The sequence below is a fragment of the Microbacterium sp. NPDC097977 genome (assembly GCF_040302605.1).
Lineage (GTDB): Bacteria > Actinomycetota > Actinomycetes > Actinomycetales > Microbacteriaceae > Microbacterium.
The window spans coordinates 1-23,484 of the sequence record NZ_JBEOUR010000020.1; the positions used below are offsets into that span (position 1 = coordinate 1).

The 23,484-nt window shown below is 70.1% G+C and carries 20 protein-coding genes; 17 read left to right on the top strand and 3 right to left on the bottom strand.

Annotation, left to right across the window (positions count from 1 at the left end):
- The 3 genes from ABTZ43_RS06785 to ABTZ43_RS06795 all read right to left on the bottom strand — a co-directional run.
- Window positions 1-482 (bottom strand): ABC transporter permease (locus ABTZ43_RS06785; RefSeq protein WP_350538275.1); only part of this gene is annotated, 482 nt, incomplete at its 3' end.
- A gap of 1 nt (window position 483) precedes the next feature.
- Complete coding sequence (locus ABTZ43_RS06790; protein ID WP_350538276.1) at window positions 484-1,374, bottom strand: ABC transporter permease; 891 nt, start codon at window positions 1,372-1,374, stop codon at window positions 484-486.
- Between the two features lie 41 nt (window positions 1,375-1,415).
- Window positions 1,416-3,011: an ABC transporter substrate-binding protein gene (locus tag ABTZ43_RS06795; protein ID WP_350538277.1), complete on the bottom strand. Its 1,596-nt coding sequence runs from the start codon at window positions 3,009-3,011 to the stop codon at window positions 1,416-1,418.
- 125 nt (window positions 3,012-3,136) lie between these two features.
- On the opposite strand from ABTZ43_RS06795, the gene ABTZ43_RS06800 reads away from it, so the two are divergent.
- The 17 genes from ABTZ43_RS06800 to ABTZ43_RS06880 all read left to right on the top strand — a co-directional run bounded on the left by ABTZ43_RS06800 (window position 3,137) and on the right by ABTZ43_RS06880 (window position 23,411).
- Window positions 3,137-3,802, top strand: a complete 666-nt coding sequence (locus ABTZ43_RS06800; protein ID WP_253385204.1) for a GntR family transcriptional regulator — start codon at window positions 3,137-3,139, stop codon at window positions 3,800-3,802.
- A gap of 224 nt (window positions 3,803-4,026) precedes the next feature.
- On the top strand, window positions 4,027-5,727 hold the full coding sequence (locus ABTZ43_RS06805) for an ABC transporter substrate-binding protein (RefSeq protein ID WP_262492002.1): 1,701 nt from the start codon (window positions 4,027-4,029) through the stop codon (window positions 5,725-5,727).
- A 2-nt stretch (window positions 5,728-5,729) separates the two neighbouring features.
- Entirely contained in the window at window positions 5,730-6,704 is a 975-nt protein-coding gene (locus ABTZ43_RS06810) for an ABC transporter permease (RefSeq protein ID WP_350538278.1), read from the top strand.
- Entirely contained in the window at window positions 6,701-7,699 is a 999-nt protein-coding gene (locus ABTZ43_RS06815) for an ABC transporter permease (protein WP_056413962.1), read from the top strand. Before ABTZ43_RS06810 ends, ABTZ43_RS06815 begins: the two co-directional genes overlap by 4 nt.
- A complete protein-coding gene (locus tag ABTZ43_RS06820; RefSeq protein ID WP_350538279.1) occupies window positions 7,696-8,643 on the top strand; it encodes an ABC transporter ATP-binding protein in 948 nt (315 codons plus the stop codon). Before ABTZ43_RS06815 ends, ABTZ43_RS06820 begins: the two co-directional genes overlap by 4 nt.
- Window positions 8,640-9,584: an ATP-binding cassette domain-containing protein gene (locus tag ABTZ43_RS06825; protein ID WP_350538280.1), complete on the top strand. Its 945-nt coding sequence runs from the start codon at window positions 8,640-8,642 to the stop codon at window positions 9,582-9,584. The genes ABTZ43_RS06820 and ABTZ43_RS06825 overlap by 4 nt, the downstream gene beginning before the upstream one ends.
- Complete coding sequence (locus ABTZ43_RS06830) at window positions 9,581-10,873, top strand: alpha/beta fold hydrolase (RefSeq protein WP_350538281.1); 1,293 nt, start codon at window positions 9,581-9,583, stop codon at window positions 10,871-10,873. The genes ABTZ43_RS06825 and ABTZ43_RS06830 overlap by 4 nt, the downstream gene beginning before the upstream one ends.
- Window positions 10,870-12,312 (top strand): aminopeptidase P family protein, encoded by a 1,443-nt coding sequence (locus ABTZ43_RS06835; RefSeq protein ID WP_350538282.1) that lies wholly within the window; start codon window positions 10,870-10,872, stop codon window positions 12,310-12,312. Before ABTZ43_RS06830 ends, ABTZ43_RS06835 begins: the two co-directional genes overlap by 4 nt.
- Window positions 12,309-15,170, top strand: coding sequence for a beta-L-arabinofuranosidase domain-containing protein (locus ABTZ43_RS06840; protein ID WP_350538283.1), 2,862 nt, complete (start codon window positions 12,309-12,311; stop codon window positions 15,168-15,170). Before ABTZ43_RS06835 ends, ABTZ43_RS06840 begins: the two co-directional genes overlap by 4 nt.
- Before the next feature lie 109 nt (window positions 15,171-15,279).
- A complete protein-coding gene (locus tag ABTZ43_RS06845) occupies window positions 15,280-16,188 on the top strand; it encodes a dihydrodipicolinate synthase family protein (RefSeq protein ID WP_056413947.1) in 909 nt (302 codons plus the stop codon).
- Window positions 16,189-16,204: 16 nt separating this feature from the next.
- The gene (locus tag ABTZ43_RS06850) at window positions 16,205-17,206 is read left to right on the top strand and encodes a proline racemase family protein (protein ID WP_253385212.1); all 1,002 of its coding nucleotides are present in this window, start codon (window positions 16,205-16,207) and stop codon (window positions 17,204-17,206) included.
- On the top strand, window positions 17,203-18,198 hold the full coding sequence (locus tag ABTZ43_RS06855) for an ornithine cyclodeaminase family protein (RefSeq protein WP_350538285.1): 996 nt from the start codon (window positions 17,203-17,205) through the stop codon (window positions 18,196-18,198). The genes ABTZ43_RS06850 and ABTZ43_RS06855 overlap by 4 nt, the downstream gene beginning before the upstream one ends.
- A complete protein-coding gene (locus ABTZ43_RS06860) occupies window positions 18,185-18,889 on the top strand; it encodes a GntR family transcriptional regulator (protein WP_056413939.1) in 705 nt (234 codons plus the stop codon). The genes ABTZ43_RS06855 and ABTZ43_RS06860 overlap by 14 nt, the downstream gene beginning before the upstream one ends.
- Window positions 18,889-20,055, top strand: a complete 1,167-nt coding sequence (locus ABTZ43_RS06865; protein ID WP_056413935.1) for an NAD(P)/FAD-dependent oxidoreductase — start codon at window positions 18,889-18,891, stop codon at window positions 20,053-20,055. The genes ABTZ43_RS06860 and ABTZ43_RS06865 overlap by 1 nt, the downstream gene beginning before the upstream one ends.
- Complete coding sequence (locus ABTZ43_RS06870) at window positions 20,052-20,453, top strand: (2Fe-2S)-binding protein (RefSeq protein ID WP_350538286.1); 402 nt, start codon at window positions 20,052-20,054, stop codon at window positions 20,451-20,453. The genes ABTZ43_RS06865 and ABTZ43_RS06870 overlap by 4 nt, the downstream gene beginning before the upstream one ends.
- Window positions 20,446-21,945, top strand: coding sequence for an FAD-dependent oxidoreductase (locus ABTZ43_RS06875; RefSeq protein WP_350538287.1), 1,500 nt, complete (start codon window positions 20,446-20,448; stop codon window positions 21,943-21,945). Before ABTZ43_RS06870 ends, ABTZ43_RS06875 begins: the two co-directional genes overlap by 8 nt.
- Complete coding sequence (locus ABTZ43_RS06880; RefSeq protein ID WP_350538288.1) at window positions 21,942-23,411, top strand: aldehyde dehydrogenase (NADP(+)); 1,470 nt, start codon at window positions 21,942-21,944, stop codon at window positions 23,409-23,411. The genes ABTZ43_RS06875 and ABTZ43_RS06880 overlap by 4 nt, the downstream gene beginning before the upstream one ends.
- Window positions 23,412-23,484 lie beyond the last annotated feature (73 nt).

Below are 23,484 nucleotides of genomic sequence, written 5' to 3' on the forward strand. Positions count from 1 at the left end.
CAGTGCAGCCCCGAGGCGAACACCACGATGAGGATCAGGGCGGTGACGAACTGCGGGATCGAGATGCCCACGATGCTCAGCGCCGTGGCGATGCGACCCGCCGGCCGGCCGTCGCGGAACGCTCCGAGCGCGCCCAGCCCGATACCCAGGACCAGAGCCACGACGAGTGCGAAGAAGCTGATCTCGAGCGTGACGAGGGCGTACTGCGGAATGACCTCGACGACCGGCTTGCCGAGGAAGATGCTCTCGCCGAGGTTGAGCGTGAGGACGTCGACGAGGAACCGCCCGAACTGCACGGGGAGGGCGGCGTTGAGGCCCAGGGTCTCGCGGAGGGCTTCGACCTGCTCGGGGGTCGCTGAGTCGCCGAGCAGCAGGGCTGCGGGATCTCCCGGTGCGAGGCGCAGTAGGAGGAACACGAGGATGAGCGGGACTGCCACGGTGGGCAGCAGCGCGAGCAGGCGCATGCCGAGGTAACGGAGCATGTCAGCGGCCTCCGGCCCGCGGGTCCATGATGTCGCGGACGTTGTCGATCAGGATGTTCATGGACAGGACGGTCAGGATCAGCGCGAGGCCGGGGAACCCCCACATCCAGGGCGCGGTGGTGAGGTAGTTGCGTGCCTCGGAGAGTGAGGCGCCCCAGCTGGGCACGTCCGGCGGGAGGCCCGCGCCGATGAAGCTCAGCGCGGACTCGACCAGCACGGCGGTGGTGAAGGTGATGGCGGCCTGCACGAGGATCGGCGTGGAGCACTGCGGCAGCACGTACTTCCAGAAGATGCGTGCACCGCTCGCCCCCACCGCACGCGCGGCGTCGACCATGGGCAGGCCGCTCGCCACGAGCGCGGTGCTGCGCACGACCCTGGTCATGCCGGGGACGAAGACGATCACCATCGCGAGGATCACGGTGCCGAGCCCCGGGCCCAGGATCGCGGTCATCGACAGCGCCAGGACGATGATGGGGAACGACATGACGCCGTCGACGATGCGCATCACGATCGCGTCGAACCACCGGAACATGCCGGCGAGGATGCCGAGGACCACCCCGATGGCCGTGGTGATGAGGGCCGTCACGATTCCTGCGGTGAGCGACGCCTGCGCGCCGAACACCGTGCGGGAGTAGACGTCGCGGCCCAGATTGTCGGTGCCGAAGATCTGCGAGAACGACGGGGGCCTGAGCCGGTCGACCGCCACGAAGGCGTTCGGGTCTCCGGTGATGACGGGGGCGAGCAGGGCCGCCCCCGCCATCAGCAGGAGTATCACCAGGGCGCACACCGCGGCCGGGCGTCGGAGCAGGCGGTGCAGCACCCGCGGGGGTGCGGCGACCCGCGCGGCCTCCTGGGCGACGGCGTCGGTTCTCGCGACATCGATCTCGGACATCGGTATGCCTTCCTGGTCTCTGCGGATCTGACGGGCGTCTGCTACTTCTGGTCGACCCAGACGTTGAAGTAGAGGCTGGCCAGCTCGTCGGGGCGATCGGCGTACGTCCGGTTCGAGGCGATCACCAGCGGGCGCGACGTGCCGAACTTGAGGAAGGGCAGATCGGCGTACACCAGTGTCTGCATCTCCTCCCAGGTCGACTTGCGGGCGTCGGCGTCGGACTCGGTCGACAGCGCCGTGAGGAGCTCGTCACGCTCGGTCGAGGCCCACGACCCGGGGAAGGTCTGCTGCAGGTAGGGCAGCAGCACGGGGTCGGCATAGGTCGGGATGCCGGACGAGAAGAGGTCGAAGGCCGCGGGGTCGGTGCGCTGCTGGATCACCGTGGCGCGATCGAGGACCCGCAGGTCGATGTTGATGCCGGCTTCCTTGAGCTGCTGCTGGGCGGGCAGGGCGGGACCGTACCAGGACGGGTCCTCCTTGGTCGTCAGCCAGACGATCGGCTCGCCGTCGTATCCGGCCTCGTCCAGGAGGTCCTTGACGCGGTCGACGTCCTGCGCGTTGTAGGCCTCGGCTCCGGCATCCGTCGCCCAGAACTCGTTGGTGGCGGGGATGAAGCTGCCGTCGACCGTGAAGAACTCCGGGTTGCCGAACGCGGCGAGCATGATGTCGTCCATGTTGAGCGCGGCCAGGAAGGCCTCGCGCATCTTCACATCGCTCATGATGCCCTGGGCCTTGTTGAAGACCACCGTCGATCCCGAGGTGGGGCTGAGGAGGATCGCCTGGGCCTGGCCGCCCGAGACGACGGAGTCGTAGTCGTCGAGGGGGATGACCCCGCCGATGTCGATCTGGCCGGACTCGGTCGCCTGGCGGCGGGTGGAGGCCTCCGGCATCGGCGTGAAGACGATCTGATCGGCGTACGCCTCCTTCGCTCCGAGCCCTCCGTCGGGCGCCTCGGAGCGCTTCTGGTATCCGTCCCAGCGGTCCAGCACCACATCGCCGTCGGCGGCGTAGCTGGACACCGTGTACGGACCGGTGCAGACGAGTTCGTCGACCGCGTCGGACGCGGGACGACCCTCGACGACGCTCGCCGGCATCATGTACGCGGTCGTGAGGAGCGTGGGCAGCAGGGGACTCGGGGTGTTGAGTCGGATCGCGACCGTCGTGTCGTCGACGGCCTCGACGGACTCGGTCAGCGAGGCGAGGATCGATCCGTTGCCCGGAGTCTCGAAGTAGCGGTTGAGGCTGGCGATCACGTCTTTCGAGGTGAAGGGCTCGTCGTTCTGGAACGTCACGCCCTCGCGCAGCACGATGTTGTAGAGCCCATCGCCCTCGTCGGTGATCTCGTCGGCGAGCACGGGGCCCACCTCGTAGGTCGTCGAGACGTCGAAGAGCGGCTCGCACACCTGGCGCGCGATGACCCAGTCGGCCTGGAGGCTCGTGGCGAACGGGTCGATGATGGCGGGCGTGGCCGAGAGGGCGACCGTCAGGGTGCCTCCGGTCTGCGGCTCGCCGCCGGTCGATGCATCGCCGGACGGTCCTTCTGCGGGACCGCAGGCGGAGAGGACGAGGGCGGCCGCCGTCGCGACGACTGCTGTGGAAAGCAGGCGCGAGGGCCGGCGCCGATGATCGTGCGTCATTGCAGAGGCTCCTATCGATTCACTTCTCTGTGACCTGTATCCACTGTATCCAGTGTGTACAGTGGATACTATGACTGTGGTTCTGGCCGTTGTCAAGAAGACGGCGCCACGGTGAGGAGTTCCGCATGGCTGCGACGATGAGTCCCGAAGTGATCGCCGAGCGGATCGCTGCCGCGATTCGCGAGAAGGTGATCACGCCCGGGTCTCCGCTGATCCAGGAGGACCTCGCCCGCCGGTTCGAGGTGAGCCGTTCTCCGGTGCGAGAGGCGCTGCGCATTCTGGCCACCGAGGGCCTGGTCGAGATGACGCCGGGAGGCGGAGCATCGGTGCGCCGTCTCGACCGTGCCGAACTCGAAGAGCTCTACGACCTGCGCATCAAGCTCGAGCCCACGATCGTGACGCAGATCGTCGCGCACATCACCGGGGCGGAGCTCGCGCGACTCGACGAGCTGGTCGGCGAGATGGAGGCGCAGCAGGACGTCGGACGGTGGATGCGAGCGAACTTCGAGTTCCACAACCGCCTGCATGCGGCGGCCGGGCTGCCCCGCACCCAGGAGATCCTCCGCAGCCTGCTCGCGGCGGTTCAGCCGTACACGCAGGAGAACATCGACCAGCTGGGCGGACGCGGACAGGCCGACAGCGAGCATCGCCAGATGATCGCGGCCCTGCGCGCGCAGGATGCCGAGGGGCTCGCCGAGCTCTTCCGCACGCACCTGGTCAGCGCGAAGAACCGGGTGGCGCAGGCGCTGAGCACGCCAGAGGTCGACCCGTTGGCCGCACTGCGCCGCTGAGCACGCTGCGCGTTTCGTCTCGCTGCGCTCGCTCAACGGGCGGGCTTCTCGTGTCTTTCCGCGGGCGTAGAATCCGCGATCCCACGTGACGATCCTGTTACAAGATCGCCACTCCTCTCGAACCTCGGCTAAAACAGTCTCACCAGTACAGTTGTACATTGCACTGTCATGGGGTTCTATGGAAACCATTCGCAATGGCGCTAACGACAGAAAGGTCTGGTCTCGTGACCGCATCTCAGAGGCTCCCCGGGTTCATCGCCGTGGCCGCCGCATCCGCTCTGCTCATCACCGGCTGCTCTGCCGGCGGAGGCGGTTCCGACGCCTCCCAGCCCGGCACGGGTGGCACCCCCGAGAAGGGCGGCACCGTGCACATGCTGCAGAACGCCGACTTCTCGTACCTCGACCCGTCCCGTGGGTTCGACGGCGGCGTCAACGCGTTCTACCGCCTCATCTACCGCGGCCTCACCATGCAGGCCGCCGGTGACGCCGACGACCCGAACAAGATCGTGCCCGATCTCGCCGAGAAGCTCGGTGAGGCGTCGGACGACGGCCTGACCTGGACGTACACGCTCAAGGACGACATCTTCTTCGACGACGGCACCCCCATCACGTCCGAGGCGATGAAGTTCGGCATCTCGCGCTCGTGGGACCCCCAGGTCGGCATCGGCTCGCCCTACCTGCGTCAGGTCATCGACGCCCCTGAGGGCTACCAGGGCCCGTACGTCACGGGCGACCTGCCCACGATCGAGACGCCCGACGACAAGACCATCGTCTTCCACCTGAAGAAGCCGTTCCCCGAGTTCGACAACGTGCTCGCGCAGCCCAACGCCGTCCCCTTCCCCGAGGGCACCGGCGCCGGCGACGAGTTCATCAAGGACGTCATCGCCTCGGGCCCCTACACGCTCGCCGAGTACACCCCCGGCAGCTCGATCGTGCTCGAGCGCAACGAGTACTGGGACGACAAGACGGATGACGTGCGCAAGGCCTACCCCGACTCCTGGGAGTTCGAGATCGGCATCGACCCCGCCACGATCGACGAGCGCATGATCGCCGGTCAGAGCGACGATCAGAACGCCATCGCCGGCACGGTCAGCGCGGCGAGCCTGCCTCGTCTGCAGACGCCGCAGCTGAAGGACCGCGCGATCACCGCCGACGCCTTCTGCACCACCTACATGTCGATGAACACCACCAAGGCGCCGTTCGACGATGTCAACGTCCGCAACGCGATCAACTGGGCGATCGACCGCTCGGCACTCGTCAACGCCTCGGGCGGCACGCAGCTCGCCGATCCGGCGTACACGATCATCCCGCCGGTGGTCTCGAGCTTCAAGGACTTCAACCTCTGGGAGAGCGAGGGCGACAAGGGCGACACCGAGAAGGCGCAGGAGCTGCTCGACGAGGCGGGTCTCTCGGACGGATTCGAGTTCACCCTCGACATCCGCTCGCAGCCGCTCATGCAGGGCCAGGCCGAGGCGATCCAGCAGGCTCTCGAGCCGCTCGGCATCACGGTGAACCTCAACGTCATCGACACCTCGATCTACTACGAGACGATCGGCACCCCCTCGCAGCAGAACGACGCCGCGATCACCGGATGGTGCCCGGACTGGGCCTCGAGCGCCAGCACGATCATCCCGCCGCTGTTCGACGGACGGAACATCTTCGAGAAGGGCAACTCCAACCTCGCCCAGATCAACGACCCGGCCATCAACGACCGCATCGATGAGATCACCGCGATGACCGACGTCGACGAGGCGAAGACCGCCTGGGGCGACCTCGACGAGCAGATCATGGGGCTCTCGCCCGTGGCACCGCTCGTTTTCAGCAAGGGCATCTTCCTGCCCGGTGAGAACATCGCCGGCTACTACCCGAGCACCAACCTGACGGACCTGACGATCATCGGTCTCAAGGACCCCTCGAAGGGCTGAGCATGACCTTCAGCTCGACATCGCTCGAGTCCGAAGCCACGCCGGCGGGTGACTCCAGTCTCGACACGACACTGGAGTCACCCCCGGCCTCTGGCCGGCGGCTGCTCCGCGCGTTCCTGACCGACTGGGGAGCCATGCTCTCCAGCACCTACATCCTGCTCATCATCCTGATGGCGATCTTCGCGCCGCTGCTGACGATGCTGAGCGGATGGGGGCCGTACAAGTTCGACCAGTCGGCCATCGACCCCAACCTCGGGGCGATCCCGATCGGACCCTTCGGCGGCATCAGCGCCGAGCACTGGTTCGGCGTCGAGCCCGGCAGCGGCCGCGACATCTTCGCCCGCATCGCCTACGGCGCCCGCGTCTCGATGACCATCGCCCTGTCGGCGACGCTGCTCACCACGGTGATCGGCGTCGTGATGGGCCTGCTCGCCGGCTACTTCGGCGGGCTCGTCGACCTCGTCATCTCGCGCGTCATGGAGTTCCTGATGGCGTTCCCCGCCCTCATCTTCATGATCGCGATCCTGTCGGCGCTCCCCGCCGACAACCGCGTCTTCCTTCTCGTCGTCGTCATCTCGCTGTTCGGCTGGCCGTATCTCGCCCGCATCGTGCGCTCGCAGACCCTCTCGCTCAAGGAGCGCGAGTTCGTCGAGGCCGCCAAAGCGTCGGGTGCGACCAGCGTGCGGATCATCTTCCGCGAGATCCTGCCCAACCTGCAGTCCACCATCATCGTGATGGCGACCCTCGCGGTTCCCGGCTACATCGGCACCGAGGCGGGGCTGTCGTTCCTCGGCGTCGGCGTCGTCCCGCCGACCCCGAGCTGGGGCCAGATGATCGCCGCCGCGACCCCGTGGTACGCCGTCGACCCGATGTACTTCGTGATCCCCGGAGCGTTCCTCTTCCTCCTGGTGCTCTCGTTCACGACGCTGGGCGACCGCATCCGCACCATCGCCACCAGTGGGGAGGCCCGCTCATGATCCGCATCGTCGGCTCCCGCCTGCTCGGCATGATCATCGTGCTGTTCCTGGTGACCCTGTTCACCTACGCGATCTTCTTCCTGCTCTCGGCCGACCCCGCCGTGCAGATCTGCGGCAAGAACTGCACCCCCGAGCGCATCGATCAGATCCGGGTGAACCTCGGACTCGACCAGCCGTTCTGGACCCAGTTCTGGGGCTACCTCGGCGGTCTGTTCACCGGCCGCACGTTCGAGGTCGCCGGTGCCGCCGTCGAGTGCGCGGCTCCGTGCCTGGGCTACTCGTTCCAGACCAGCCAGCTCGTCGGCGACATGATCGTGCAGCGACTGCCCATCACCGCGACGATCGCGATCGGTGCGGCGGTGCTCTGGCTGCTCGGCGGCGTGGCCGCCGGTGTGCTCAGCGCGGTGAAGGAAGGCAAGTTCCTCGACCGCTTCTTCGCCGGTCTCACGCTCGGCTCGATGTCGATCCCGAACTACGTGCTCGCCCTCGCCCTGCAGTTCATCTTCGTGGTGGCGCTCGGCTGGCTGCCGTTCCCGCAGGCGGTGGCGTTCGCGGATGATCCCGGCCAGTGGTTCCTCAACTTCATCCTCCCGTGGATCGTGCTCGCGGTCGGCTACGCGGCGGTCTACACGCGCCTCACCCGCGCCAACGTGATCGACACCCTGCAGGAGAACTTCGTGCGCACCGCGCGGGCGAAGGGTCTGCAGCCCGGGCTCGTCTGGCGTCGCCACGCGCTGCGCCCGGCACTGACCCCGATCGTCACGATCTTCGGGATGGATGTCGCGGGCCTGCTCGGCGGCGCCGTGATCACCGAGACGGTGTTCGGCCTCAACGGCGTCGGCAAGCTCACCGCCGACTCGATCACCGCCAACGACCAGCCGGTCATCATGGCCGTCACCCTGCTGTCGGCGTTCTTCGTGATCATCGGCAACATGGTCGTCGATCTGCTCTACACCGCCATCGATCCGCGCGTCAGAACGGGGGCATCCGCATGAGCGGCACCGAGAACACCGGATCTCCGGAGGCCACGGCGGTGTCGAGCGGCACCGCGCCCGAGAGCGGCACCGGCAGCGGCCCGCTGCTGTCGGTGCGCGACCTCACCGTCTCGTTCCGCACCGCGCAGGGTCCTGTGAACGTCGTGAAGAACCTCGAGTTCGACGTGCCGCGGGGCGGCGCGCTCGGCATCGTCGGCGAGTCGGGATCGGGCAAGTCGATGACGAGCCTCGCGATCATGGGCCTGCTGCCCAAGGGCGGCACGGCCACCGGGTCGGTGCGCTTCGACGGCGCCGAGCTGCTCGGCATGCCCGAGCGCGAGAAGCGTCGGGTCCGTGGAGACCGCATCGCGATGATCTTCCAGGATCCGCTGTCGTCGCTGAACCCGTATTACCGGGTCGGCACGCAGATCGCCGAGGCCTACCTCTCGCACCGCAGCGGCGTCTCGCGGCCGCAGGCGCGGGCGGTCGCGATCGAGGCCATGGAGCGGGTGCACATCCGCGACGCCGCCCGCCGCGTCGACCACTACCCGCACCAGTTCTCGGGCGGCATGCGCCAGCGCATCATGATCGCCATGGCGCTGAGCATGGAACCCGACCTGATCATCGCCGACGAGCCGACCACCGCGCTGGATGTGACGGTGCAGGCGCAGATCCTGGATCTGCTCGACGAGATCCGCGGCGAGACCGGGGCAGGGCTCATCCTCATCACCCACGACCTCGCCGTCGTGAGCGAGGTCACCGATCAGATCGTCGTGATGCGTGCGGGCGAGACCGTCGAACGCGGGTCGGTCGAGCAGGTCTTCAGCGACCCGCAGGCCGACTACACCCGGCGGCTGCTCGATGCGGTGCCGCGCATCGACGACGAGATCGGGGTGCTGCGCACCACCGAGATCACGCTGCCCCATGACAGCGCGATGCCGGCCCCCGGGAGGAGCACACGATGACCACCGAGACGCCGCTGTTCCGCGGCACCGATCTGGTGAAGGAGTTCGCGACGGGATCCGCCGGCCCCCTGGGTAGGGCGAAGACGTTCCGCGCGGTCGACGAGGTCTCGCTCGAGGTGCACCGCGGCGAGACGCTCGCCGTGGTCGGCGAGTCGGGATCGGGCAAGTCCACGACCGCCCGACTCGTCGCCCGCCTGATGGACGCCACCAGCGGAAAGCTCGAGTTCGAGGGCGCCGACGTGACCCGCGCCAAGGGCGGTGAGCTGCGGGAGTTCCGCGGAGCCGTGCAGGTGATCTTCCAGGATCCGTACTCGTCGCTGAACCCCAAGCACACGGTCGAACGCCTGGTGACGGCGCCGCTCGTCTATCAGGGGCGCAAGATCCCCGGCGGCGCGCGCGCCTTCACCCGCGAGCTGATGGAGCGCGTCGGTCTCGATCCGATGCACTCCGAGCGCTACGCGGCGCAGTTCTCCGGCGGACAGGCGCAGCGCATCGGCATCGCCCGGGCACTGGCCGTGCGGCCCAAGCTCGTCATCTGCGACGAGGCCGTGTCGGCCCTCGACGTGTCGGTGCAGGCGCAGGTCATCAACCTGCTGCGCGACCTGCAGTCGGACGAGGGGTTCGGCTACCTCTTCATCGCGCACGACCTGGCCGTCGTGCGTCAGATCGCGACCCGCGTCGCCGTGATGTCGCAGGGCGCGATCGTCGAGACGGGCCTGCGCGATGCGATCTTCGAGCGTCCGGAGCACGAGTACACGAAGACGCTGCTCAAGGCCGTGCCGCGCATCAACCCGGAGTGGGATGCGCGGCGCCGTGCGGCCGAGGCCGCACGTGCGGGCCGGACGCCGGATGCCGCGCCGGATGGCACGCCCGCCGCGCCTGCGGCGCCCGCCGGCACGCCCGCCGCGACCGCCGAGCCGACCACGGAGGAGACCCGATGACCCGCACGCCGACGGCGCAGTACATGCTGCCCGGCATCCGCGTCCGTGAGTACCGCACGGCGGTGCCCCTCGACTGGAACGCCGCCGACGGCGAGACCATCGAGCTGTTCGTGCGTGAGCTCGTCGACCCCGATGCCGACACCGCCGATCGTCCGCTGCTCACCTATCTGCAGGGCGGACCCGGCGGCGCGAACCCCCGACCGCTCGGTCGTGACGGCTGGATCGACGAGGCGCTGCGCGACTACCGCGTGGTGCTCGTCGACCAGCGGGGCACGGGACTCAGCACGCCGCTGGATGCCGCGATCGTCGCCGAGCGCGGCGATGCGGGCGGCGCGTACCTGGCCTGCTTCCGTGCGGATTCGATCGTGCGCGATCTCGAGCACGTGCGCACCGACCTGTACGACGGCCGACGCTGGGCGACTCTCGCGCAGAGCTTCGGCGGCTGGATCACCATGACCTACCTGTCGTTCGCCTCCGAGGGGCTGACGGCGAGCTACGTGTGCGGCGGGGTGCCCGGCATGCCGCCGCGGGCGAGTGAGGTCTACCGCCGCACGTTCGAGCGGGTCGAGACCAAGACGGCCGAGTTCTACCGCCGCTTCCCCGACGACGAGGCCGCCGTCGCGCGGATCGCCGACCGGCTGGCGGAGGGCGACGTGCGCCTGCCCGACGGCGACCTGCTGACGGTGCGCCGTTTTCAGTCACTGGGCATCGACTTCGGCATGAAGCCGGGGTTCGAGCGGCTGCACTGGCTGGTCGAGAAGGCCTTCGTGCGCCCAGGGCAGCTGTCGACGGCGTTCCTGCAGGACGTGATGACGCTGTCGTCGAGCGCCGGCAACCCCCTGTTCTGGACCCTGCAGGAATCGATCTACGGCGATGAGCAGAGCGGTGCGACCGCGTGGGCGGCGCAGGCCGAGCGCGAGCGGCGCCCGCAGTTCGACGAGGCGCGTCGGCCGCTGCTGTTCACCGGCGAGATGGCGTTCCCCTGGATGTTCGACGAGGTGCGACTGCTGCGCGGCTTCCGCACCGCGGTCGACCGGCTCGCCGCGAAGACCGACTGGTCGCCCCTCTACGACCGTGCCGCTCTGCAGCGCAACGAGGTGCCGGTGGCCGCGGTCGTCTACTTCGACGACATGTTCGTCGATGCGGGTCTGCAGCTCGAGACGCTGAAGGGCGTCGGCAACTCCCAGTACTGGGTGACGAACGAATACGAACACGACGGGATCTCCTCGGGCCGCACGCTGACGCGCCTGAGAGAACTCATCAGAGACCGCGGAGGAGAGCGCGCATGACCGACACGACCACCGGAGCACGCCCGCCCTATGCGGGAACCCGCTATCCGAAGCTGGCGCAGATCCCCGCCTTCCGCGAGTTCATCGCGCAGGGGTGGGACGACGTCCCGACGCGTCCCGACCTGCCGCAGGGGAGCGCGCAGGCCGCGGCCGCGCATCGCGAACGACTGAGCGCGGCCATGCCGGGCACGACCCTCGTGCTGAGCTCGGGAATCGCCCCGGTGCGCAACGACGACTCCTCGTACGGATTCCGTGCCGACAGCAGCTTCGTCTGGGCGACGGGATGCCAGACCGAAGAGGCCACCCTCGTGATGTGGGCGCGCCCGGGCGGTCACGACGCCGTGCTCTACATGCCCGCGCCCTTCCGCCCCGGCGACGACGGGTTCTTCAGCGATGCGCTGCACGGCGAGCTCTGGGTCGGCCCGTCGGCGGGCCTCGCGGAATGGGCGGACGAGCTGCAGGTGACGGTCGAGCCCCTCGAGGCGCTGTCTGCCCGCGCCGCAGATCTGCGCGGTGCGCTCGCCGCCCGCTCGGCCGGGGCGCTGGCCGCCGCGCACGACCTCGAGGTCTCGGCCGATCTCGAGCGCACCCTCTCGCGCCTGCGCATGGTGAAGGACGACTGGGAGATCGGTCAGCTGCGGCTGGCGATCGATGCGACGGTCTCGGGCTTCGCCGCGGTGGTCGCCGAGATCCCGCGCGCGATCTCGGACGGTCTTGGCGAGCGCTGGCTGCAGGGCACCTTCGACCGGCACGCGCGCACGCACGGCAACGGTCCCGGATACTCGACCATCGTCGGCTCGGGTGCGCATGCGCCGATCCTGCACTGGGTGCGCTGCGACGGCCCGATCCATCCGGATCAGGCGCTGCTGCTCGACATGGGTGTCGAGGCCCGCTCGCTCTACACCGCCGACGTCACGCGCACGGTGCCGGCACGGGGATCGTTCAGCTCGGCGCAGCGCGAGGTGCACGACCTCGTCGAGAAGGCGCATCGCGCGGGTCTCGCGCAGATCCGACCGGGCACCGCCTACCTCGACTTCCACTTCGCCTCGATGCAGGTCGTCGCGCAGGGACTCCACGACTGGGGTCTGCTGCCGGTCTCGGTCGACGAGGCGCTGTCGCCGCAGGGTCAGCAGCACCGGCGCTACCTCGCGTGCGGCATCGGCCACCACCTCGGTCTCGACGTGCACGACTGCAGCCAGGCGCACTACGAGGACTACATGGGCGCCGACCTCGAGCCGGGCGTCGTGATGACGGTCGAGCCCGGCCTGTACTTCCACGCGCACGACCTGACGCTGCCGCCCGAGCTGCGCGGCATCGGCGTGCGCCTCGAAGACGACATCCTCGTCACCCCCACCGGATCCGATGTGCTCTCCGACGCCCTCCCCATCGACGCCGCCGGCATCGAGGAGTGGACGCGGCGCCAGTGGGCGTCGCGATGATCCGGGGCAACGCGATGGCCTGGGGCGCGGCGACCGACCGCGTCGAAGGGCGGACCGACCGCGCCGGGGGAACGACGGGGTCGTCCGGCATCCTCTCGTCCGCGCGGCTGCGGCCCTTCCCCCTCGATCGCGTGCGCCTCGGCGACGACAGCGTCTTCGCTCGAGCCCGCGACCAGATGCTGCACCTGGCGCGCGTGTATCCGGTGGATCGTCTGCTCGCCGTCTTCCGCGCGAACGCGGGTCTCGACACCCGGGGCGCGCTGGCTCCCGGCAACTGGGAGGACTTCGGCCACCCGCGCGAGCAGGCGTGGGGCGAGCACGACTACCCCGGGCGGGAGAGCGCGCAGACCGCGAACCTGCTGCGTGGGCACTATGCCGGTCACTTCCTGTCGATGCTCTCGCTCGCCTGCGCGGGGGAGCGCGATGAGACGTTGCGCGCCAAGGTCGACGAGTTCGTCGCAGGGCTCGGCGAGGTGCAGCGTGCGCTCGCCGCCACCGGCCGGTTCTCGCACCCCGGCTTTCTCGCCGCCTACGGCGAATGGCAGTTCTCGCGACTCGAGGACTACGCGCCGTACGGCGAGATCTGGGCGCCGTACTACACGACGCATAAGATCATGGCCGGCCTGCTCGACGCCTACGAGCTGACCGGCAGCACCGAGGCGCGCGACATCGCCGTCTCGATGGGCCACTGGGTGGCGCACCGCCTGACCCGACTCGACCACGAGCGGATCCAGCGCATGTGGTCGCTGTACATCGCCGGAGAGTACGGGGGCATGAACGAGACGATGGCCCGGTTGAGCGTCGTCGCCGACGAGCCCCTCTTCCTCGAGGTCGCACGGCTCTTCGACCAGGACGACCTGCTCGCGGCCGGCGCCGACCGCCGTGACGTGCTCGCCGACATGCACGCGAACCAGCACCTGCCGCAGCTGCTGGGCTACCTCCACGAATACGACCTCACCGGCGAGCGCCGCTACCTCGACGCCGTGCTCGGCCTCTGGGATCGGATCGTGCCCGGTCGCACCTTCGCGCACGGCGGCACGGGCGAGAGCGAGCTGTGGGGTGCGCCCGACACCGTCGCGGGCGACATCGGGCATCGCAACGCCGAGACCTGCGCCACCTACAATCTGCTCAAGATCGCGCGACAGCTGTTCGCCCTCACCCGCGACGCACGGTTCCTCGCCTACTACGAGCGCGGGATGCTGAATCACATCCTCGCCTCGCGGCGCGACGTCGACTCCGACACGAGCCCCGAGGTGACGTACATGTTCCCGGTGAACCCCGGGGCGGTCGCCGAGTTCGACAACGTCGGCACCTGCTGCGGCGGCACCGGGCTCGAGAACCACGTGAAGTATCAGGACACCGTCTTCTTCACCGCGTCGGAGGCGGATGCCGATGCGGACGACGAACTCTGGGTCGCGCTCTTCGTGCCGGCCACGCTCGACTGGCGCGAGCAGCACGTGACGGTGCGGATGCAGACGACGCAGCCCTTCGGCGGCACGACCGAGCTGCGCATCGCCGGCGACGACGACTTCGTCGACGGCACGCCCCTGACCCTGCGCATCCGTGTACCCGAGTGGGCGATCGGCGCCCCGACCCTCCGCGTCGGCGACGAGACGATCTCGGCTCCTGTCGAAGACGACCACCTGGTCGTGCGTCGCCGCTGGACGTCGGGCGACGTCCTCCGCATCGAGACGCACGCCTCGCTGCGTGCCGTGCCGACACCCGATGACGCGACGCTGCAGTCGATCGAGTTCGGTCCGTCGGTGCTGGTCGCCCGGTCGGATGCGACGACCACCCTCGACCTTCCGCTCACGCAGCGACGGCGCCTCGACGGGTCGCTGCGGGCCGACGACGCCGAGTCCGCCGCCGACGTCGAGGCCGCGCTGCGGGCCGACGGCGCGGTGCGGATCGCCGGGGTGCGCTTCGAGCCCGTCTGGACGGGCAGCGACGACAGGTACCACATGTACGTGCGGGCGTCGGGGGCCGACATCGCGTTCGCCGGAGCCGGGACCGACGTGCCGGTGCGTCTGCGGCAGGACGGTTCGTCGCTGCTCGACGACGTGTGGCGTGAGCCCGCGCCGCAGACCCGCGCCGCGTTCCTCGACCGGGTCGGCGAGACCGCGAGCGCCGCCCGTCGCGACGGACTCCTCGCGCAGACCGAGCTGACCCGGGTGCTCGAGGCGGCCGCGGCCGCCGACGTCGACGGTCTCGGCGGGCACCCCCGCGGCGCGGTGCGCGACACCGATGCCGCCCTGGTGACGTGGGTCGAGAGCGTCGGCGCCGACGGCATCCCCGTGGTCGAGTGGAGCATCCCGCGCTCGCTGGCCCAGGCGCCCCTCGCGCCGTCGCTCGCGATCGCGACCGACATCATCCCGGCGCCGTCCGGCTGGTTCACCGAGCTGCCGACGGTCACCCTCGTGGCCGACGATCTCGCCGGGGCCGGCGGCCTGCAGGTCGAGGTGTCGGTGGGCGACGGCGGATGGATACCGTACACCGGGCCCTTCCCGCTGCCCGGCGACGGCGAGCATCAAGTCAGGGCGCGCGCGACGGATGCCGCGGGTGCCACCGGCCACGCGGCTCGCGACTTCGCGGTCGACACGGGAGCCCCCGTCTCCCGCGCCACGGTCCGCCGTCTCGGATCCAGCGTCGAGATCACCCTCACGGCGACCGACGACGTGTCGGGGGTCGAGCGCATCCAGTGGGAGGGCCCCGGCACCTTCTGGGCGACGTTCCAGGAGGCGTTCACTCGCGCGCTCAGCGACGAGGAGCAGGTCGTCGAGTTCGCGGCGACCGACCGCGCGGGCAACGAAGAGGCCCGTCAGAGGCTTATTCTGCCGTCACGGGGTGACGGCTCGTGACCGATCGGATCGTTTCGTGGACAGGGCAGTCCCCACCCACTAACATTGCAATTGTACTAATCCATCACTCTGGTGCCGAGGGGCGCCGACAGCACAGGAGTTCTGACTCATGACCGAAAAGAAGCCGTGGCACGGTGTCAACCTCGCGACCACGCTGCCGATCAATCCGGACTTCTCCGTCAACTACGACGCCTACGCCGAGCACATCCGCTTCACCACCGACAACGGCGTGACGGGGATCATCCCCAACGGCTCGCTCGGCGAGTATCAGACCCTCACGGAGGAGGAGCGCAAGCGCGTCTACCTCACCGCCGTCGAGGCGTCGCCAGAGGGCGTGGCCGTGATTCCCGGCGTCGGAGCATACGGAGCGATGGAGAGCGTGCGCTTCACCGAGCACGCCGCCGAGCACGGCGCACCCGCCGTCATGCTGCTGCCCCCGAACGCCTACCGCGCGAGCGATGACGAGGTCGTCGACCACTACCGTCGCGTCGCCGCCGTCGGGCTGCCGATCCTCGCGTACAACAACCCCATCGACACGAAGATCGACCTGCGTCCCGAGCTGCTCGCGCGCCTGTTCGACGAGGGACTCATCGTCTCGGTCAAGGAGTTCTCGGGCGACGTGCGCAACGCCTACGCGATCCGCGAGCTCGCGCCGGGCCTCGACATCTCGATCGGATCCGACGACGTCGTGCTCGAGCTCGGCATCAACGGTGCCGTCGGCTGGGTCGCCGGCTACCCCAACGCGATCCCGGCATCCACCGTCGAGCTCTACAACCTGTCGACCTCGGGCGACCCCGCCAGCTGGGCCAAGGCGCACGAGATGTACCGCGACCTGCACCCGCTGCTGCGCTGGGACTCGAAGACCTGGTTCGTGCAGGCGATCAAGCTGTCGCAGGAGGTCGCCGGAGTCGCACCCGCCGGCATCACGACCCGCCCGCCGCGCCTGCCGCTTCCCGACGAGGTGCGCACGCGTATCATCGCCGACACCGAGGCCGTTCTGGCCAAGGGCTACCGCTGATCCGGAGAGACGACACATGCGAGCACAACGCGTCTTCCACGCCGTCGACTCCCACACCGAGGGGATGCCGACGCGGGTGATCGTCGGCGGCGTCGGAGTGATGCCGGGGTCGACCATGGAGGAGCGCCGGCAGTGGTTCATGGCGAACAGCGATGACCTGCGCCTGCTGCTGATGAACGAGCCCCGCGGTCACAGTGCGATGAGCGGCGCGATCCTGCAGCCGCCGACGCGACCCGATGCCGACGTCGGCGTGCTCTACATCGAGGTGTCGGGCTGCCTGCCCATGTGCGGGCACGGCACGATCGGCGTGGCGACCGTGCTCGTCGAGACGGGCATGGTGCCGGTCGTCGAGCCGGTCACCACGATCCGGCTCGACACCCCGGCAGGTCTCGTGATCGCCGACGTGCACGTGTCCGACGGGCACGCCGACAGCGTCACCCTGCGCAACGTGCCGTCGTTCGTCGTCGCGCTCGACCAGGTCGTCGACGTGCCGGGGCTCGGCGCCGTCGAGTACGACCTCGCCTTCGGCGGCAACTTCTATGCGATCGTCTCGCTCGAGCAGATCGGGCTGCCCTTCGACCGCGCGCACAAGGACGAGCTGCTCGCGGCGGGACTCGCCATCATGGACGCGATCGAGGCGACGGGCGAACCCGTGCACCCGGTCGACCCCACCATCCGCGGCTGCCACCACGTCTACCTGAAGGCGCCGGGGTCGACCGCGGTGCACTCGCGGCACGCGATGGCCATCCACCCCGGGTGGTTCGACCGTTCGCCCTGCGGCACCGGCACGAGCGCGCGCATGGCTCAGCTGCACGCGCGGGGCGAGCTGCCGCTCGATCAGGACTTCGTCAACGAGTCGTTCATCGGCACGAGCTTCACCGGCCGCCTCGTCGAGACCACCGAGGTCGCCGGCATCCCCGCCGTCATCCCGACGATCACCGGCCGCGCGTGGGTGACGGGCACGGCGCAGTACATGCTCGACCCCAGCGATCCGTTCCCCCGGGGGTTCGTGCTGTGACGTCGGTTCCCGTGATCGGCGTCGACGAGATCGATGCGGCGATCGACCGCCGCGGTGCGGTCGACGCCATCACGTCGGCGCTGCGCGACGGGGTCGACATCGAGGCCGACGCTCCTCGCCTGTTCAGCCCGCTCGACAGCGGCGAGTTCCTGCTGATGCCGACGCAGTCGCCCGAGCACGCCGGCATCAAGGTCGTGACGATCGCCCCGCGCAACACCGCGCGGGGTCTGCCCACGATCCAGGCGTGGTACCTCGTCTTCGACGCGGCGACGCTGAGTCCCCTCGCGATCCTCGACGGGGCCCACCTGACGACCCTGCGCACCCCCGCGGTCACGGCGGTCGCGATCCGCGGCATGCTGCAGGCCGATCCGCGCGGCCCGAGGGGCGGCATCGAGTCGCTCGCGGTGCTCGGGTCGGGACCGCAGGCCGAGGCACATGTGCGCACGCTCGTCGATCTGATGCCGGTCGGTACGGTGAGCATCGTGGGCCGCTCCCCCGACCGCACCGCCGCACTGATCGAGCGACTCCGCGCCGATGGCATCGCCGCGGCATCCGGTGCTCTCGAAGACGTGCGCGCCGCCGCTGTCGTCATCACGGCCACCTCGTCGAACGTGCCGGTTCTCGGCCGCGCCGATGTCGGCGATCACGCCGTCGTGGCGGCCATCGGCTCGCACGGCGCCGAGCGCCGAGAACTGGGCGCCGATCTCATCACCGACGCCGATCTGGTGGTCGAGGCCCGCGCATCCGCACTGCGCGAGAACGGCAACCTGCTGCAGGCGCTCGACCTCGCGCACGGGAGGACGGGTACGCAGCCCCTGACGAATCTGGGAGAGTTGGTGGCGGGTGCATTCGTGCGCCGCCAGGCTCGACCGGCCGTCTACACCGGCGTCGGCATGAGCTGGGAGGATCTCGCCGTGGTGGCGCGGATCCTGAGCTCGGCGCACCGCGCTGATGCATCGCCTCGGAGGGGGAACACAGATGTCCGGAACTGACACGCGCAGCCTGGTGCGACTCAGCAAGCAGCCCAGTGTGCGCGACACGGTGACCCGTGCGCTGCGGTCGGCCATCATCAGCGGTGAGATGCAGCCGGGGCGGGTCTACTCCGCGCCGAGCCTCGGCGAGGAGTTCGGAACGTCGGCGACGCCCATCCGCGAGGCCATGCTCGACCTGGTGCGCGAGGGGCTCGTCGTCGCGATGCCCAACCGCGGCTTCCGGGTGACCGAGGTGTCGTCCCACGATCTCGCCGAGGTCACCGAGCTGCGACTCTTCCTCGAGCCGCCGGCCGTCGAGAAGGCGACCCCGCTGATCCCCGAGAGCGCGTTCGCCGAACTCCGCAGCAAGGCCGACGACATCGTCGAGGCGGCCGAACGCGGCGACCTCGTCGAGTACCTGAGCGCGGACAGCGACTTCCACCTCGCGATCCTGCAGTACGCGGGCAACGCCCGTCTCACGCAGCTGGTCCAGTCGCTGCGCTCGCAGACGCGTCTGTTCGGTCTCGCGGAGCTGTACGAACGCGGGCGCCTCACCGGCTCCGCCAAGGAGCACCACACGATCATGGATGCCATCGAGTCCCGCGACGCGGTGCGTGCGCGCGAGCTCGTGGTCGCGCACATCGAGCACGTGAAGGGCGACTGGTCGGGGCACACGGTGGGCGAGCCCCACCCCTCGGAGGCGAACGGCTAGTGGGCTCATCGACAGCGCGCGCCGACGTCGTCGTCGTCGGGGCGGGAGTCGTCGGTGCCGCGACGGCCTACTTCGCCGCGGCCGCGGGCCTGCGGACGATCGTCGTCGAGCGCGGGTCGATCGCCTCGGGCACGAGCAGTCGGTGCGAGGGCAACATCCTCGTCTCCGACAAGGAGGTCGGCCCCGAGCTCGAGCTGTCGCTGTATTCGCAGCGGGTGTGGCGCGAAGACCTCGCCGAGCACGCCGCCCTGTGGGAGTTCGAGTCCAAGGGCGGTCTCGTCGTCGCCGGCAGTGCCGCGAGCATGGCCGGACTGACCGCACTCGTCGGGCATCAGCGCGAGCTCGGCATCCGCGCCGAGATCATCGACGGCAACCCCGGGCTGCGCGAGGTCGAGCCCTACATCAACCCCGCTCTCGTCGGCGGTGCCTTCTACCCCGACGACGCGCAGGTGCAGCCGCTGCTGGCCACCCACCACCTCCTGCGCCTCGCGATCGCACACGGCGCCGAGCTGCACACCAGGACGGCGGTGCACGGCATCCGCACCGATCACGGCCGTGCCGTGGGAGTCGACACCTCGATCGGCCGCATCTCGGCCGGCGCCGTCGTGAACTGCGCAGGGCCCTGGAGCGGTGAGCTCGCCGCCCTCGCCGGCGTGCACCTGCCGGTGCTGCCCCGACGCGGGTTCGTGCTCGTCACCGAGCCGGTGCCGATCACGGTGCACCACAAGGTCTACGCCGCGGAGTACGTCGGCGATGTCGCGAGTTCGGATGCCGGGCTGCAGGTCTCGCCCGTCGTCGAGGGCACCCCGAGCGGCACGATCCTGCTCGGCGCCAGCCGCGAACGCGTCGGGTTCGACCGGTCGTTCTCGGCCGACGCCGTCGCACGCATCGCCGCGAGCGGGCTCGGTCTGTTCCCGGCGCTGCGTGATGTGGGCGTGCAGCGCGCCTACTCCGGATTCCGCCCGTACTGCCCCGACCACCTGCCGGCCATCGGCGAGGATGCGCGACTGCCGGGCCTGTGGCACGCGGCCGGGCACGAGGGCGCCGGAGTCGGCCTCTCGGTCGGCACGGGCAAGCTGCTGTCGCAGGCGCTGCGGTCGGAGGCGACCGATCTCGACCTGACCGCCTTCCGCCCCGATCGACTCGAAGGGCTCGTCGCCGCATGACCCGCACCAGCCTGCAGTTCGACGGCGCCCCCGTGCCCTTCATCCCGGGGCAGACGGTCGGTGCCGCCCTCGCGGACGCGGGGATCGTCTCGTGGCGCACGACTCGCAGGGACCGCGCTCCCCGCGGGCTCTTCTGCGGCATCGGGGTGTGCTTCGACTGCCTCGTCACGGTCGACGGCGCACGCAGTCAGCGCGCCTGTCTCGTCGAGGCGTGCGAGGGGCAGGACGTGCGCAGCGCTGATCCCGACGAGCCGCTGCCGCTGACGTTGCCGCTGACGCTGTCGGCTCCCGCGGAGGCGGAGGCGGAGGCGGAGGTGCGTCCCGCGTCGGCGCTGCCGCGCCCCGCGTCGACCCCGGCGCACCCCGCGTCGTCGCATCCGGAGGACTCGCATGGCTGAGTGGACCGACCGGACGACCGAGACCGCGCTCGCCGATGTCGCGGTGGTCGGTGCGGGCCCGGCCGGGCTGAGCGCGGCGGTCGTCGCCGCCGAGCACGGGCTGCGGGTCGTGCTGATCGATGCCGGACGCCAGACCGGCGGCCAGTACTGGCGGCACCCTGACGAGCGTCACCGCGACGCCTTCACCGCGCCCGAGAGCACCGGCCATCACCACTGGCGTCACTACACCGACCTGCGCGATCGGCTGTCGGCCGCCGTGGCATCGGGCCGCCTCCGGCATCTCGCCGGGCGGCAGGTGTGGCGCACCGACGGCTACGGCGACCGGGTCGCCCTGCGCACGAGCGCGGTGAGCGGCACCGACACCCTGCCGCACGCCGAGCGGACCACGTGGGCGCGACGACTCGTGATCGCGACCGGGGCCTACGACCGGCAGCTGCCCGTTCCCGGGTGGACGCTTCCCGGGGTGATGGCCGCCGGAGGCGTGCAGGCGATGCTGAAGGCGAACCAGGTGCGCGCCGGACGCCGTGCGGTGGTCGCGGGCACCGGACCCTTCCTGCTCTCGGTCGCCGCAGGACTCGCCGAGGCCGGAGTCGAGGTCGTCGAGGTGGTCGACGCCAACGCGCTCTCGCGCTGGGCGGCGACGCCGCTGCGCGCACTGCAGGAGCCGGGCAAGCTGTGGGAGGGCGTCGGGTACGCCACCACCTTCCTGCGCCATCGCGTGCCCTTCCGCACACGCACCGTGATCAGTGCCGTCCGCGGCAGCGGTCGCGTGAGCGAGGTCGAGCTGTCGCGCGTCAATGGCGAAGGCCGCATCCGCCCCGGTTCGTCGCGCACCGTCGCCGCGGACCTCGTCGCGTTCGGCTGGGGATTCACCCCGCAGCTCGAACTCGCGGTCGGACTCGGGCTGCGCACCCGCATCGACGTCGACGGATCGCTCGTGATCGATGTCGACGACGACCTGCGCGCCTCCGATCCGCTCGTCTTCGCCGCAGGCGAGGTCACCGGCATCAGCGGAGCCGTCGCATCGTGCGCCGAGGGCGAGCTCGTCGGATCCGCCGTCGCACGCGACCTCGGCGTGCCCACCGACGCACGGACGATGGCGCGGCATCGTCGACGCCTGCAGCGCGGCCGGCGCTTCGCGATCGGCATGCACCGAGCCAGCCCCGTCCCCGCCGCCTGGGACCGGTGGCTGACCCCCGAGACCCACATCTGCCGCTGCGAAGAGGTCACCGCCGCCGAGGTGACCGACGCCGTCGATGCGCTGCGCGCCGACGACGCACGCGACGTGCGGGTCACCGCCAGACCCGGCATGGGGCTCTGCCAGGGGAGGGTGTGCGGATTCGCCCTCTCGAAGCTCGTCGCGACCGGCACCGGCGGCGACGTCGATGCCGCAGCCCTCGAATCCTTGACCAATCGACAGGTGGGCGTGCCCGTCTCGCTGGGCGACCTCGCCTCGCTCGTGCCGCACCATCCGAACCAGGAGGAGTCATGACCTTGCACGACACATCCGACGACCGCGTCGACCAGATCATCGATCGCGCAGGCCGCGCGTCCGAACAGTGGAAGCGCGCCACCATCGCCGATCGTGCGCGGGCGCTCGACGCCGTGGCGGATGCTTTCGACCAGCACGCCGACGAGCTGATCCCGCTCGCGCAGCGCGAGACACACCTCGCCGAGGCGCGCCTGCGGGGCGAGCTGCGTCGCACCAGCTTCCAGCTGCGCATGTTCGCCGAGATGCTGCCCGAGGGACTCTGGCTCGACGCGCGCATCGACCACGCAGACGCCGAGTGGCCGATGGGTGCGCCGCGCCCCGACCTGCGTCGTCAGCTCGAGCCCGTCGGCACGACCCTCGTGTTCGCGGCGAGCAACTTCCCCTTCGCGTTCTCCGTGGCCGGGGGCGACACCGCGAGTGCGCTCGCCGCAGGCAACGCCGTGGTGCTCAAGGCCCACCCCGGGCACCCCGAACTCTCCGATGCGACCACCGATGTCGTCGTGGCGGCTCTCGCGGCCGCCGGTGCGCCCGAGGGGCTCTTCCAGACGATCCACGGCACCGAGGCCGGCGTGCGTGCGCTGCGCGCGCCCGGCATCAAGGCCGCCGCCTTCACCGGATCGGTCAGGGGAGGGCGCGCGCTGTTCGACATCGCCGCGTCGCGCCCCGAGCCCATCCCGTTCTACGGCGAGCTCGGCAGCACGAACCCCGCGTTCGTCACGAAGCGCGCGGCCGAGCGGGACGCCGCCGGGATCGCCCGCGACTTCGTCGCCTCGGTCACCGGCAGCGCCGGACAGCTGTGCACCAAGCCGGGAGTGCTCTTCGTGCCCGCGGGGTCGGCGATCGTCGCAGAGCTCGAAGCGCAGCAGCTGCCAGCGGCGACGCCGTTGCTGAACGGCGGCATCGAGAGCGGCTTCCGCGACGCGGTGGCCTCGACCCGCGCCGTCGACGGCGTGCGCACGCTCGCCGCAGCTCCGGACGATGCGTCGGACGCCCAGGCGCCGTCGGCCGTGCTGCTCGCCGCGTCGAGCGAGACGCTGCGCGCCGACATGGACACCCTGATGAGCGAGATGTTCGGACCCGCGGCGCTCGTCGTGACCTACGACGACGAGAGCGAGCTGCTCGCGTTCGCCGATCTGCTCGAGGGGCAGCTGACGGCCACGATCATCGGGGAGGATGACGACGAGATCGCGGTCGACCTGCTCCCCAAGCTGTCGGAGCGAGCAGGGCGTGTGCTCTGGAACCAGTGGCCGACCGGCGTCTCGGTGACCTGGGCGCAGCAGCACGGCGGACCGTACCCGGCCACGACAGCGGTCGGCACGACGTCGGTGGGCATGGCCGCGATCACCCGGTTCCTGCGTCCCGTCGCCTACCAGAACGTGCCCGAGGGGCTGCTGCCGGATGCGCTCAAGGAGGGCAACCCCCTCGGCATCGTGCGGCGCGTCGACGGCATCCTGATCCTGCCCTGACCCGGGCGGGGTCACTTTCGCATCTGTCCCGGGGCGGGGTCACTTTCGCATCTGTCCCGGGGCGGGGTCACTT

Excerpts from the sequence above, each read along its gene's own strand:
- ABTZ43_RS06790 (WP_350538276.1), bottom strand. The coding sequence starts at position 1,374 with ATGTCCGAGATCGATGTCGCGAGAACCGACGCCGTCGCCCAGGAGGCC.
- ABTZ43_RS06795 (WP_350538277.1), bottom strand. The coding sequence starts at position 3,011 with ATGACGCACGATCATCGGCGCCGGCCCTCGCGCCTGCTTTCCACAGCA.
- ABTZ43_RS06800 (WP_253385204.1), top strand. The coding sequence starts at position 3,137 with ATGGCTGCGACGATGAGTCCCGAAGTGATCGCCGAGCGGATCGCTGCC.
- ABTZ43_RS06810 (WP_350538278.1), top strand. The coding sequence starts at position 5,730 with ATGACCTTCAGCTCGACATCGCTCGAGTCCGAAGCCACGCCGGCGGGT.
- ABTZ43_RS06815 (WP_056413962.1), top strand. The coding sequence starts at position 6,701 with ATGATCCGCATCGTCGGCTCCCGCCTGCTCGGCATGATCATCGTGCTG.
- ABTZ43_RS06820 (WP_350538279.1), top strand. The coding sequence starts at position 7,696 with ATGAGCGGCACCGAGAACACCGGATCTCCGGAGGCCACGGCGGTGTCG.
- ABTZ43_RS06825 (WP_350538280.1), top strand. The coding sequence starts at position 8,640 with ATGACCACCGAGACGCCGCTGTTCCGCGGCACCGATCTGGTGAAGGAG.
- ABTZ43_RS06830 (WP_350538281.1), top strand. The coding sequence starts at position 9,581 with ATGACCCGCACGCCGACGGCGCAGTACATGCTGCCCGGCATCCGCGTC.
- ABTZ43_RS06835 (WP_350538282.1), top strand. The coding sequence starts at position 10,870 with ATGACCGACACGACCACCGGAGCACGCCCGCCCTATGCGGGAACCCGC.
- ABTZ43_RS06840 (WP_350538283.1), top strand. The coding sequence starts at position 12,309 with ATGATCCGGGGCAACGCGATGGCCTGGGGCGCGGCGACCGACCGCGTC.
- ABTZ43_RS06845 (WP_056413947.1), top strand. The coding sequence starts at position 15,280 with ATGACCGAAAAGAAGCCGTGGCACGGTGTCAACCTCGCGACCACGCTG.
- ABTZ43_RS06850 (WP_253385212.1), top strand. The coding sequence starts at position 16,205 with ATGCGAGCACAACGCGTCTTCCACGCCGTCGACTCCCACACCGAGGGG.
- ABTZ43_RS06860 (WP_056413939.1), top strand. The coding sequence starts at position 18,185 with ATGTCCGGAACTGACACGCGCAGCCTGGTGCGACTCAGCAAGCAGCCC.
- ABTZ43_RS06870 (WP_350538286.1), top strand. The coding sequence starts at position 20,052 with ATGACCCGCACCAGCCTGCAGTTCGACGGCGCCCCCGTGCCCTTCATC.
- ABTZ43_RS06875 (WP_350538287.1), top strand. The coding sequence starts at position 20,446 with ATGGCTGAGTGGACCGACCGGACGACCGAGACCGCGCTCGCCGATGTC.
- ABTZ43_RS06880 (WP_350538288.1), top strand. The coding sequence starts at position 21,942 with ATGACCTTGCACGACACATCCGACGACCGCGTCGACCAGATCATCGAT.